The 12448-nt window shown below is 69.2% G+C and carries 13 protein-coding genes; 8 read left to right on the top strand and 5 right to left on the bottom strand.

The features are described from left to right. Positions 1-150: 150 nt before the first annotated feature. Entirely contained in the window at positions 151-768 is a 618-nt protein-coding gene (locus CU254_RS40125) for a histidine phosphatase family protein (protein ID WP_037718974.1), read from the bottom strand. Continuing rightward, positions 765-1670, bottom strand: a complete 906-nt coding sequence (gene pheA / locus CU254_RS40120) for a prephenate dehydratase (protein WP_037719099.1) — start codon at positions 1668-1670, stop codon at positions 765-767. The genes CU254_RS40125 and pheA overlap by 4 nt, the downstream gene beginning before the upstream one ends. A 98-nt stretch (positions 1671-1768) precedes the next feature. On the opposite strand from pheA, the gene CU254_RS40115 reads away from it, so the two are divergent. From CU254_RS40115 to CU254_RS40105, 4 genes are all read left to right on the top strand, one after another. Then, positions 1769-2392: a macro domain-containing protein gene (locus CU254_RS40115; RefSeq protein ID WP_009085798.1), complete on the top strand. Its 624-nt coding sequence runs from the start codon at positions 1769-1771 to the stop codon at positions 2390-2392. Between the two features lie 133 nt (positions 2393-2525). Further along, on the top strand, positions 2526-3461 hold the full coding sequence (coaA, locus tag CU254_RS40110) for a type I pantothenate kinase (protein ID WP_009085796.1): 936 nt from the start codon (positions 2526-2528) through the stop codon (positions 3459-3461). A gap of 163 nt (positions 3462-3624) precedes the next feature. Then, a complete protein-coding gene (locus CU254_RS43865) occupies positions 3625-3774 on the top strand; it encodes a hypothetical protein (protein ID WP_009085794.1) in 150 nt (49 codons plus the stop codon). A 34-nt stretch (positions 3775-3808) separates the two neighbouring features. Then, the gene (locus CU254_RS40105) at positions 3809-5362 is read left to right on the top strand and encodes a hypothetical protein (RefSeq protein WP_037718972.1); all 1554 of its coding nucleotides are present in this window, start codon (positions 3809-3811) and stop codon (positions 5360-5362) included. On the opposite strand, the gene CU254_RS40100 is transcribed toward CU254_RS40105, so the two are convergent. Then, positions 5359-6306: a hypothetical protein gene (locus tag CU254_RS40100; RefSeq protein WP_100267001.1), complete on the bottom strand. Its 948-nt coding sequence runs from the start codon at positions 6304-6306 to the stop codon at positions 5359-5361. The two genes, CU254_RS40105 and CU254_RS40100, sit on opposite strands and share 4 nt — an antisense overlap. Positions 6307-6414: 108 nt before the next feature. On the opposite strand from CU254_RS40100, the gene CU254_RS40095 reads away from it, so the two are divergent. After that, the gene (locus CU254_RS40095) at positions 6415-6735 is read left to right on the top strand and encodes a nucleotide pyrophosphohydrolase (protein WP_009085788.1); all 321 of its coding nucleotides are present in this window, start codon (positions 6415-6417) and stop codon (positions 6733-6735) included. Here the strand turns inward: CU254_RS40095 and CU254_RS40090 are convergent. Further along, on the bottom strand, positions 6724-8136 hold the full coding sequence (locus CU254_RS40090; RefSeq protein ID WP_086025039.1) for a DNA polymerase III subunit epsilon: 1413 nt from the start codon (positions 8134-8136) through the stop codon (positions 6724-6726). The two genes, CU254_RS40095 and CU254_RS40090, sit on opposite strands and share 12 nt — an antisense overlap. 193 nt (positions 8137-8329) lie before the next feature. Between CU254_RS40090 and CU254_RS40085 the strand changes: the two genes are divergently transcribed. Next, positions 8330-9139 carry an excalibur calcium-binding domain-containing protein gene (locus tag CU254_RS40085; protein WP_009085784.1) on the top strand — a complete coding sequence of 270 codons (810 nt, stop codon included), beginning with the start codon at positions 8330-8332 and terminating at the stop codon, positions 9137-9139. A 61-nt stretch (positions 9140-9200) separates the two neighbouring features. Beyond that, entirely contained in the window at positions 9201-9827 is a 627-nt protein-coding gene (locus CU254_RS40080; RefSeq protein ID WP_009085782.1) for a response regulator transcription factor, read from the top strand. 1 nt (position 9828) lies between these two features. Here CU254_RS40080 and CU254_RS40075 read toward each other — a convergent pair whose 3' ends face one another. Then, entirely contained in the window at positions 9829-10785 is a 957-nt protein-coding gene (locus CU254_RS40075; RefSeq protein WP_009085781.1) for a YafY family protein, read from the bottom strand. 59 nt (positions 10786-10844) lie between these two features. Here CU254_RS40075 and CU254_RS40070 point away from each other — a divergent pair, with 59 nt between their 5' ends. Continuing rightward, positions 10845-11984, top strand: a complete 1140-nt coding sequence (locus CU254_RS40070) for an epoxide hydrolase family protein (RefSeq protein WP_009085779.1) — start codon at positions 10845-10847, stop codon at positions 11982-11984. Positions 11985-12448: the final 464 nt, after the last annotated feature.

Genomic DNA, 12448 nt, shown 5'->3' with positions numbered 1-12448 from the left:
TCACTCGCCTCGCTGTGCTGGTGAACGCCGATCTGGGTGAAACCTTCATCCGGAGGACGTGCCAGGTCCGGACGGGGTTGCTCCGCATCCGGTGAGTTCCCCACCGGACCCGGCTTCACTCAGCGTTTCCCCGCACGAGTGATCGACCGCTCACGAAAGGCGGGTGTCGACCCAGCGCAGGCACTCCCAGCCACCGGGGCGGGCTTCCAGCTCGACGAACTTCGTGTTCGGGATCAGGGCCTCGTTCGCCAGCTCGGCGGGCACGTTCGAGGCCAGCCATTCCCCGGCGAGCCGGATCGCGCCGCCGTGGCTGACCAGCACGACCACGCCGTCCGGCGAGGTTTCCTCGTGTTTGGCCCGCAGCTCGGCCGCCGCGCCGAGCATCCGGTCGCGCACCTGCCTGCCGGTCTCGCCGCCGGGGATCGAGACGTCCAGATCGCCCTCCGTCCACGCCTTCACCACGCGCAGGTAGACGCCGATCGAGTCCAGGTCCGTGTTGCCTTCGAGATCGCCCGCGTCGACCTCCTTGACGCCCTCGATCACCTGCACGTCGAAGCCGAACGCCTCGGCCAGCGGGGCCGCGGTCTGCTGCGCACGCACCGCTTCCGACGCGTACACCGCCACGATCGGCTCGGCCTTCAGCTGTTCGGCGAGTGCCGCGGCCTGCTCGCGGCCGAGTTCGGTGAGCGGCGGGCCGGGCAACGCGGTGTCCAGCGCGCGGCGGACGTTGCCTTCGGTCTGTCCGTGCCGGACCAGCAGCAGCCTCACGCGCCCTCTCCCTTCAAAACCGCGTCGACCCACGCCTGCGCGTCGAGGAAATCCTGGTTCCCGGCGCCTTCCTCGATGGTGGCCGCGACCTGGTCCGCGCGCGGGTGCGAACCGAGAAAGCGCAGGTGAGAGCGGCGGCGCAGGGCGGTCATCGCGTCGATGATCCTAGGTTCGGCGATGTGTCCCTCGAAGTCGATGAAAAAGCGGTACTCGCCGAAGTTGTTGCGGGTCGGCCGGGCGTCGATCCGGGTCAGGTTGATCCCGCGGCCGGCCAGTTCGACCAGCAGGTCGGACAGCGTCCCGGTGCGGTTGACCGCGGCCGCGACGATCGACGTGCGGTCGGCTCCGGTGGGCGCGGGCAGTTCGCCGGGGCGGCGCACCATCAGGAACCGGGTCTGCGCGTCGCGGACGTCGGCGACGCCGGTGGCCAGCTCCTCGAGCGGGTAGTGCTCGATGGCGACCGGGGCGGAGACAGCCGCGTCGAAATCGCCCTCGACCACGCCGACCGCCGCCGCGGCGGTGGACGACGAGGCGACCGGGGTGGCGTCCGGCAGGTTCGCCTCCAGCCACTCGCGCACCTGGGCGAGCGCGTGCGGATGGCTCGCGACGGTGCGGATTTCGCCGCTGCCGGGCCGTTTGAGCACGCTGAAGTGGATGGGCAGGATCGTCTCGGCCGTGGCGACGAGCGGGTCCCCGTCGCTGAGCCCGTCGAGCGTCGCGGGCACCACGCCCTCGACCGAGTTCTCGATGGGCACGCACGCGGCGTCCGCCGCTCCGTCGCGGACGGCCTGCAGCGCCAGCCGGACGGTCTCGTAGGGGGTCAGGTCCTCGCCCGGCGCGAGCGCGCGGGCGGCCTGCTCGGTGAACGTGCCCTGAGGGCCGAAATACGCGATCCGCAACACGAACGTCAGGCTAGCGACCGCGTGCGTGGCGCTTTTCACTCGGACAGCCGGTGGCTAAACCGGTTACGCCGGGTGGCGTTTTTTGCCATGCTGGAACGGTGACCGCCGACTCAGGCACACACGCCGGGCACGGGGAAGCCGGTTCGCCGGGTTCTCCCCGAACGCCGGAATTGGTGCTGTGCGCCGTCGATGAACCGCTCGCCGCGGCGTGGACGTCCGCCGTGGCGGACTTCGGCGGCTCCGTCCGGGTGCACCGCGGTTCGGTGCTCGACATCGCCGCGCAGGCGGTGGTCAGCCCGGCCAACTCCTACGGCTGGATGCGCGGCGGGATCGACGCGGTCTACGCGCGGGCGTTCCCCGGCATCGAGCAGAGCGTGCGCAGCGCGGTGCTGGCTTCTTACGGCGGTGAGCTGCCGATCGGCGAATCGGTGATCGTCCCGACCGGCGAATCCGAACCGGCGTGGCTGATCAGCGCGCCGACCATGCGCGAACCCGGCGAGCGGCTGCCCGTCGACACCGTCCACCCGTACCTCGCGGCGCGCGCGGTGTTCCTGCAGTGGCAGCGCGGGCAGCTGGATTCCGGTCCGGTCGCCTCGGCCGTGCGGACGATCGCGATGCCCGGTCTCGGCACCGGCGTCGGCGGGGTGTCCCCGGCTGCGTGCGCCCGTCAGGTCGCCGCCGCGTGGCAGGAAGTTTTCGGGAGCAACGGTCACCTTCGGTGATCGAATCCTTGCCCGCCCGGGGGTGCGTGCATCACATCACAGCGCGTTCACGCGCGGTAAGCCCTACCGTTGATACGGCGTTACGGAAGTAGCGCAGACGGAGCCAGCGCAGGCGACGGCCGAGGAGTGTGCGATGCCCACACGGGTCCGTGAACTCAGCCCTTATGTAGAGCTGCATCGGGAACAGTGGCGGGAGCTGCGCAGCTCCACTCCGCTGCCGCTGACCGCGGACGAGCTGGTCCGGCTCCGCGGACTCGGGGAGCAAATCGATCTCGCCGAGGTCGCCGACGTGTACCTGCCGCTTTCGCGGTTGATCAATCTCCAGGTGAAGGCCCGGCAGCAACTGTACGAGGCCACCACGACATTTCTCGGCGAGGACTGCCGCAACACCAAAGCTCCGTTCGTGATCGGCATCGCGGGCAGCGTCGCGGTCGGCAAATCGACCACCGCCCGCATCCTGCGCACCCTGCTCGCCCGCTGGCCCGACCACCCGCGCGTCGACCTCGTGACGACCGACGGGTTCCTCTACTCGCGCGCGGAGCTGACGCGGCGCGGGATCATGCACCGCAAGGGTTTCCCGGAAAGCTACGACCGGCGCGCGCTGCTGCGGTTCGTCACCGAGGTGAAGTCCGGGGCCGAGCGGGTGTCCGCGCCGGTGTACTCGCACCTGGCCTACGACATCCTCCCGGACCAGGAACAGGTCGTGGAGCGGCCGGACATCCTCATCATCGAGGGGCTGAACGTCCTGCAGCCCGGCCCGAGCCTGACGGTTTCGGACCTGTTCGACTTCTCGATTTACGTCGACGCGCACATCGACGACATCGAGCACTGGTACGTCGAGCGGTTCCTGAAGCTGCGGCACACCGCGTTCGCCGACCCCGCCTCGCACTTCCACCACTTCGCCGGCCTGCCCGACGACGAGGCCCGCGAAGAAGCACGGCACCTGTGGCGCACCATCAACGAGCCGAACCTCATGGAGAACATCAAGCCGACGCGTCCCCGGGCGACGCTCGTGCTCCGCAAGGACGCCGACCACGCGATCAACCGGGTTCGGCTGCGGAAGCTCTGAGTTCACCCACACGCGCCTCGGAAGTCCCGTCCCTGCACAGAGGGCCGGGTAATTGACCGATCGGCCAGCGTCTTCGTAACCACTTGGCCGATACCCGCACCTCCGTCCGCAAGCGACCCTGAGAGCAGCAGGATGTCGCACTTGACCTGCGAAGGAGGCCACGATGTTGACTATCGTCCTGACCTGGGTCGGCGCGGTATTGGGATTGACGCTGCTGGTCGCGATGGCCGCGGGGGCGTTCGTCGTCGACTTCGACGACGCGCTGCGCGAACGGCGCGTGAAGGCACGCGGCACGGCGGAGCCGACCAGCTGATGCCGCGCCTTCGGGCCCAGGCAAGATGTGCGGCATGAGTCCGGTGAGCCGCGCGCGCAAGAAGAGTTCCCTCCCCACCGCCCCCAGCGTCAACGGTCTGTTCAAGGACGTGCTGCGGGACTTCTCCGCGGTCGCGGCCGAGCCCGGTCCGTTCGACATCGAGCTGCTGGGTTCCGAGGTCGTCGGGCAGTGGCGGGACGTCGTCGTGGAGGACGAGCCGGAAAGCCAGCTCGGACTCGAGCTGATCGCGTTCGCCCAGCGCAAGATCACGCCCGGCGCGGCGGCGCTGCTGGCCGCGCTGAAGGTGCTGGCCGAGTCCGAAGAGGAGCGCGCGGCGGCGGCCGAGGCGCTGGGCGTCGTGCTCGGCCGCGGCATTCCGGAGCCGGAGTGGGCCGCCGAGGTCGGGCAGGTCAGCGTCGGCGAATGCTGGCGCACCGGGGACGTCTACGGCGACGAGTCGTCGGTGTTGTGCGTCTTTTCCCGCGGCGACCATTCGCTCGGCCTGCTCGCGCTGCTGGACTTCACCGAGGGCGGCCGGGTGCGCGACCTGGTGGTCATCGAGGAGCCGCACGAGGTGCTCGCCGAAATGCGCTCGCAGGTCGAGGAAGACGGCGAACTGGTCGTGCTGGAGAAAATCGAGCCCGCCGACGCGCACCGGCTGCTGGTGTCCGGGATCGCGGCCACGGACGCGCTGGACGAACCGGACGTCGGCGAGGACTACGCCCGGTTCCACGCCATCGCGCTGACCTGGGCGCGTTCGCTGCCGGAGCCTTCGCAGGCCCCGCCGGTCGCCGAGTGGACCGCCGCGCAGCGCGACGAAGCGGTCGCCCAGTTCCTCGCCGACACGAACCTGCCGGACGCCGACGCCGCCCGCGAAATCGCCGGCCTGCTGGTCGACCACGGCTGCCGGGCGGAACCGGCGAACCCGCTGCGCGTCGGCCCGGAGAAGCTGGCCCGGTTCCTCGAATCCTTGCTGGACGGCGAATACGAGCTGGAAGACGAGGACGCCGTCGCGCCGGTCGTGCTGTCCTGGGCCGGCTGGGCCGCGGCTCGCGCCGGACTGTCCGAAGTGGCCACGGCCGCGCTGCTGGAAGAGGTCACCGAATACCTCGGCGAATACCTCTCGGACGACGACGAGGAAGACGACTTCAGCGACTACCTCGACGGCACCGAATCCGCCGAGGAAGCCCTGGAAGTGGTGGCGCGCCGTCGTTTCGCGGTGCCCGAACTGTCCACAGTGATCGGTGACGAGGAACTGACCGACCTCGACCCGGGCGACCCGGAACAGCGCCGCCTGCTGGTGATCGGCGCGCACCCGGAATACCACGAATCGCTGGCCGCGGAAGAATTCGACGGCGCGGACGGCCTCCGGCTCGCCCTTGAGACGTCCATTGTGGACCAGCTGTGGGACGACGAGCCCGCCGAGGTGTGGACCGCCGCGCAGAACCTGCTGCGGCAGGACCTTTCCCGCGCCGACGTCCTCGACCGCCTGGTGTCCGTCCTCGAAGGACAGTTGACCGAAACCGAGGAAGAAGACCAGCTGGACTACGACCTGGACGCCTACCGCGCCGCACTGGCCGAGATCTAGCCCTTCGGAAGCGCGATCCGGGCCGACCGGATCTCCGCGAGCAATCGGGTCTTGCGGCGGTGGACGTTCACCAGCTCGGCGACGTAGCCGGTGAACTCCTCCGCCGTGCCCGCTTGTTTGTGGAGGGTGCGCAGCTTTTTGAGGCACTGCGCGGCTTCCTGGTACGCGCTGGCTTCCTTTTGGGCGATCAGCTGCTCGATCCGCTCGCGGTACTCCGGGATGGAGTGTTCCTCTTTCGGCGGTGCTTCTTTCTGCTGGGGTGTTTCTTTTCGCTGCGGCTTTTCCGCCTTCGGTGGCTTTTCCGCCTGCCGCGACTTCTCTGCCTGCGGCGGTTTCTCTGCTCGCGGCGGTTTCACTGCCCGCGGTTTCTCTGTCCGCTGTGGAGTCAGCACTCGCGCCGCGTACGCGATCGCCTCACTGTGCCGCCCCGCCGCCCGCAACACCCGGACGATCTTGAGACTGACGTCCACCCGAGGCGGTTTGGCCGCGAGAATGGCGACCAGCCCGTCCACGTCCCCGCTGGCCTCCGCGATTTCCTCGCGCAGCCGCTGCGCGATCTCGTGCTTCTCGCCCGGTTCGTTCGCGATTTCGTCCACAATGGACTTCATCCGCGCGAGCCCGGCGTCCCCGAGCGCCGCCGCGAAATCGGCCACCGCGACCGCCCGTCCGCTGAACGCCGCCTCCAGCACCCAGTCCGCGAGCTGCTCCGGATCCGGCGGCCGAGCCGCACAAGCCCGCGCGTACAGGGCGACCGCCTGGTCGAGCCGCACCTGAAGGTCCCCGGCGAGATCGCCGTGCTGTTCGAGCATGCCCACGATGTCGTCCACCGCGCGCCGGGCGAGCGGCGCGAGATCAGCGCGGCTGCCGGAGTCGAGCAGCCGCCGCACAGTATCGAGAACCGCACCGATTTTGGCGGTGTACTCGACCGGGTCGGGGACGCTCACGCGAACAGTCTGCCGTATGGCCGGTAACCAGCGTGTGGGCCAACGGCGTACTCTTTTCGGCCCAACCCGGACACCCCAGGTGAGCACCGCGCGTGATAGTCAGGTCCAGTGACCCTAGACGACCTCGCCCAGCGCCTCCGCGACTTCGCCGCCGCCCGGGACTGGGAACCGTTCCACACCCCGAAAAACCTGACGATGGCCCTGTCCGGCGAGGTCGGCGAGCTGACCGCCCTGTTCCAGTGGCTGACGCCGGAGGAGGCCGCGAACTGGCGCTCGGACCCGGAACAGGAGTTCAACGTCCAGGACGAAATCGCCGACGTGATGCTGTACCTGGTCCGGCTGGCGGACGTGCTGGGGATCGACCTGCTGGAAGCGGCGAACGCGAAGGTGGACCGGAACGAGAAGAGGTTCCCTCCGCTAGCCCGCTGACCCGGCCGTCGCGCGCTTCGTCTCGTCGAGGTACCAGCCGCCGACCAGCGCACCGACGGCGAAAACGGCCAGCACGATCCCCGGCCCGAGCCCAGCCCCGCCGAACATCGCGGCGACCGTGAGGACCATCAGGACCAGCCCGAGGCCCATCAGCACCCGCCCGACCAGGTGCCCGCTGCTCGACGGTGCTTTCTGGTGCCTCGGCTGCGGAGCTGGGGCGAAGCCCAGCAGCACGGCGGCCTCGTCGAGCCGCGCGACGTGCGCACCGAGTTCGAGCGCCCGGGAAAGCCGCGGTTCGGAGTCGCGCACTCCCGAGTCGTACGCCAGGTGCGTGACCGAACCCGTGAGGTTCTTCGCGAGCTGGAACCCTTCGGACAGCACCCGCGCCCGCAGCTGGTCCGCGTCCGCCGTCGTACCGAGCACCAGGACTCGCGTCGGCTTGTCCCCGGTAGCGGTGACCTTGAGGTCCACCACCACTTCCAACGCGCCCAGCGCGTCCGCGACCTGCCGCAGTTCGCGGTATTCGGCGGAAGTCACGACCCCGTCGGCCTCCGCGACCCGGCGCAGTTCGGCGATGAAGCCGGTGTGGATCCGCTGCACCTCCGCCGCGGCCATCCCGGCTTCGGCGGCGAGGTCGGCGAGCGCCCAGACCTCCTCGTCGGTCAGGAACTGGTCGCCGACCGCCTCGGCGAGCAGGTCGAGGTAAGCCTGCGCGACTGGTCCCCAGGCGCCCGCGGGAACGCGGTCCACCGCCTCGGCCATCCAGCCCGTCTCCGCACCGGCCACCGTCCGGCGCAGGGTCGCCGCATTGCCCGCGTACCACGGCAGTTCCGGAAAACGCACCGGCTGCGCCAACCGCAACCCGTGCGTACCGACGAGCGCGAGCATCGCCTGCGCGCATGCCCGGGCGGCCGGTTCGGCCAGGTAGCCAGGAAAGTCCTCGATGCCGAAGGCGCGCGCGATGGTGGCGAGGCGGTAGTTGGGCAGGGGCAACGCCGCCTGCGCGGTGTCCTTGAGCGAGATCGCTGGCAGTCGCGGCAGCCGGACGCCCAGCTGGCCGATCTCGGTGAGGAGCCCTTCCACCGAGGACAGGTCGTGCGCCACGAGGACCGCGCCCTGGCACAGTTCGAACAACCGGCCGAGGATGCCGCTCAAGGCCGGCGCGTCCGCCAGTTCGGCCGCGGTGATGCGGTGCGGGTTGCGCCGGCTCGCGTCCGCGGCGACGACCGTCGCGAACTCGCCGAGAAACGTTCCGTCCCCGCGGAACCGGATCGCGGCGACCTCCAGGACCCGGCCGGTGTGCAGTCCGGTCGTCTTCACGTCGAGCGCGGTGAATTCCGTGCCGCTCGCGGGCACCCGCCCGCGCGAGGACAGGGACAGTCGTTCGATCAGCTCGGCCATCGTGGATGCGCTTTCTCCTGGGCAGTTCCCTTGTCCATCGCGAGCAGCGAGCGAATCGTCACAAGCGGAACGGGAAACGCTGCCTTTGTGACGGATCCGTGACGTCTTCTTAGTTCTTGCTGCCGGCCGCGTAACACTTGCCGCCGGTTTTGCGAACACCATTCGGCACCCGCCTCAGGAAGAGGAATTCCGAATGCACTCCACGCCCGCGCCGCCGTCGCGTCCCCGGCTGAAATTCCCGGCCTGGCTGACGGCGGTGCTCAGCGTCTTCGCGGTTCTTTTTCTTCTTGGCGCGGTTTTCGGAAAGTCGGCGCCGACTCCGGAGCCGGTCGCCGCACCGGCCGCTCCGCCCCCGACTTCGGCAACCACCTCGGCCACCCCAGTACCGGTGACCTACACCGTCGGCAAAATCACCGACGCCGCCAACATCGAACTGACCGGTTCCGACGGCAGCCATCGCACCGTGCACATCCTCGGACTCGAAGTGGCGACCGGCAACAACTGCTACGCGAGCGAAACCGCGATTTGGGCCAACAACAAGCTCACTGGCGCGGCGGTGAAGATCACCGCGGACACCACCGACGGCGTCGCATTGGCCTTGAGCGACGGCACCGATTACGCGACCGCCGCGCTCTCCTCCGGATATGCCCGGCTGGCGGGCAATGTCATCTCCGATTCGCTGCGCAACGCGGCGAATGCGGCCCAGCAAGCTGCGACGGGATTGTGGGCGGAACCGTGCAAAGGCGTGATCACCGCGCCGACGCCGGTCCCGCCCCCGGCTCCTCCGAAGGAAGCGCCCGCGCCGCCTCCCGCGCCGCGCACGTCCGAGCAACCCGCCCCGCCGCCGGTCGAGGACGCGCCGGAACCTGAGCAGCCGAGCAGCGCGTACTACAAGAACTGCGCGGCCGCGAAGGCTGCGGGGGTCGCGCCGCTGCACCGCGGCGACCCGGGCTACCGCCCCGCCCTGGACCGCGACGGAGACGGAATCGCCTGCGAGCGGTGACTCCTGGTGTCGTGCGGCACCACCGGCAGACGAACCGCCTCACGGCCCGTAACCTGGAGATATGCCGATCCAGGTGCTGCTCGTAGACGACCACGAACTCGTCCGGCGGGGCCTGCGCGACCTGCTCAGCGACGAGGCCGACCTGGAAGTGGTCGCCGAGGCCGGGAGCGTCGAAGAGGCGCTCGCGGTGGCCATGCACGTCGAGCCGGACGTCGCGGTCGTCGATGTCCGGCTCGGGGACGGCGACGGCATCACGCTCTGCCGCGAACTGCGGTCCAAGCCGAATCCGCCGGCTTGCCTCATGCTCACCGCGTTCGACGACGAGGAAGCCATGGTCGGCGCGATCATGGCGGGCGCCTCGGGCTATCTGCTCAAGCAGGTCCGCGGCCAGGACGTGGTGAACGCGGTCCGCGAGGTCGCCGCCGGCCGGTCGCTGCTCGACCCGGTCAGCACCGCTCGCGTGCTCGACAAACTGCGCCATCCGCCGACCGACGAACTGGCCGCCCTGACCGACCGCGAGCGCGACGTCCTGGAGCTGATCGGACAGGGGTTGTCGAACCGCGAGATCGCCGAACGTCTTTTCCTCGCCGAGAAAACGGTGAAGAACTACGTGACGTCCGTGCTCGCGAAGCTCGGCATGCAGCGCCGCACCCAGGCCGCCGCGTGGATCGCCCGGCGCGGCAAGTGAATCAGCTGCCCGCGACGGCCCGCGCGTAGCGTTCGGACAGCAACTGCAGCAACGGAATCAGTTCCGGCGGTGACTCGACGGTGAAGTCCATCATTAGCATTCCAATGTAGACAGCCACGGTGTCCAAACTGTCCGCGCCGGTGACCAGCACGCAGTGGTTGTCGTCAATGGGTTCGACGACGCCGACCGTCGGGTTGATCCGCGCCAGCACCTTGTCCGCCGGTGCGTCGATGCGCAGGCGCGCGTGCACGATCCACCCGCTCGCCACGATCGTGCGCATCGCGAAGGCGGTGTAATCCCCGCCAGGCAAGGGATTCGGCTCGAACCGGCGGCGCGTCGGCATCCGCGGCTGCATCAGATCGACGCGGTAGGTCGCCCAGCTGCCGTCCCGCGGGTCGCGGGCGACCAGGTGCCAGCGCCGCTGCCAGCTGAGCAACCGGTACGGCTCGACCAGCCGCAGCTCGTCCGCGTAGTCGAACCGGAGCCATTCGACGTGCCGGATCGCCCGCGCGACCTCCTGCAGGACGGCGGCGTCGACCTCCGGATCGGGCGCGTCGGTGCCGGTGTTCTCCGGACCGCGGTCGATCGTGGAGCGCAGCGCGTCGACCGTCGGACGCAGCCGCGACGGCAGGACCTGTTCGAGCTTCGCGAGCGCCCGCGTACCGGCTTCCTCGATCCCGGAAATGCCCGCCGCGGCCCGCAGCCCGACGGTCACCGCCACCGCTTCCTCGTCGTCGAGCAGGAGCGGCGGCAGCTTCCCGCCCGAGCCGAGCCGGTAGCCACCGACGTTGCCGCGCGTCGCCTCGACGGGATAGCCCAGGTCACGCAGCCGTTCGACGTCGCTCCGGATCGTCCGGGCCGAGACGCCCAGTCGCTCGGACAGCTCCCTGCCGCTCCGTCCAGCGGCGGTCTGGAGGAGGGCGAGCAGCGCCAGCAACCGCGCCGTCGGATCGGCCATCGAAACTCCTTGTTCTATTAGGAAGTAATCTAGCCTAATAGCCTCCTAGTGTCTTTCTCATGACGAACGCAACCGCCTCCCTCACCCTCCGCCCCTTCACCGTCGAGGTCACCGACGCCGAACTCTCGGACCTCCACGACCGCCTCGCCCGCACCCGCCTGCCGCAGCCGTCGCCGACCGACGACTGGGACGCCGGCACCCCGAACGCCTACCTGCGCACGGCGCTCGAAGCGTGGCGGACCTTCGACTGGCGCGCCGCCGAAGCGCGGATCAACTCCGTCCCGCACTTCACCACCGAGATCGACGGCCAGACGTTCCACTTCATCCACGTCCGCTCCGCCCACCCCGGCGCGACGCCGCTGCTGCTCGCGCACACCTACCCCGGCTCGTCGGTCGACTACCTCGACCTGATCGACCGCCTGGTCGACCCGGTCGCGCACGGCGGCCGCGCCGAGGACGCCTTCGACGTCGTCATCCCCGACGCACCCGGCTACGGCTTCTCCCAGCCCGTCGCCGAAGCCGGCTGGACAGTCGCCCGCGTCGCCGCCGCGTACGACCGCCTGATGCGCGGCCTCGGGTACGAGAGCTACGGAATCCACGGCTCGGACAACGGCGCGATGGTCGCCCGGGAACTCGGCCTGCTGAACCCGGACGGTTTCCTCGGCCTGCACGTCCTGCAGCTGTTCTCGTTCCCGTCCGGCGACCCGGCGGAGTTCGAACGCCTCGAACCCGCCGACCACGCCGGCCTCGCGCACATGCAATGGTTTCAATCAGTCGGTGGCTACAACACGATGAACGCCTCGCGCCCCCAGACGGTTTCCGTTGGCCTCAGTGACTCCCCGATCGGATTACTCGCCTACAGCGAGCTGTTCAACTCCTTCGGCAACGGGACTTCCCTTGTCCCGCTGGAAACCATCCTGCTCGAGGTGAGCGTGAACTGGTTCGCCAACGCCGCTTCCGGGATGAGCCGCAGCTACCTGGAGAACGCCCGCGCACAGGCCGAACCGCGCGTGAGCGACGCGCGCACCGGAGTGGCGGTGTTCAAGGACGACTTCCAGACCATCAAGACCTTCGCCGAACGCGACAACACCAACATCGTGCACTGGAGCCGCTTCGAGGAAGGCGGACACTTCGCGGCGATGGAACGCCCCGACCTCCTCGCCGGCGACATTCGCGCTTTCTTCGCTAACCGCGACTGACTTCTGCTGATTCCGCGCCCAAACCCCGCCCGCGTTGCTGCGGACGGGGTTCTCGGCGGCCAAGACAGAGCTGAGGGTAGCCGAGTTCCGTGGATTGGTTCACCCAATTGAGTGCCGAATGGATGTTCGATTGTTCGCTACCATGGACAACGGCTCGGTGGCAGGCGAAAGAATTCGAGGAAGGAGCGTGTTCGATGACTCGTGAAGGCTGAATCTCTTGGTGCGCGGTGTGTTCACAGCGGTGGGTTCACAGCGGCGCGAGGTTGAGACAGCGTGTTTGCTGCGAGCGATTGAGACAAACGCATACGCAGTACGCCCACGGCGATCCGAGGCGGCGGATTCGCGACGACGGTTGCGAACAGCTGATTTCGAGGTGGCAGCCGGAAATGGCACGAGGCCGAGGTGGCGATTTCGCACGGCACTAGGTCGCCGCATCGCGGGGTCGGCGACACAGTTGCCCGACT

Source organism: Amycolatopsis sp. AA4, from assembly GCF_002796545.1.
GTDB lineage: Bacteria > Actinomycetota > Actinomycetes > Mycobacteriales > Pseudonocardiaceae > Amycolatopsis.
Note: the sequence above shows the minus strand (reverse complement) of the source record. Positions and strands in the feature narration are given on the sequence as shown.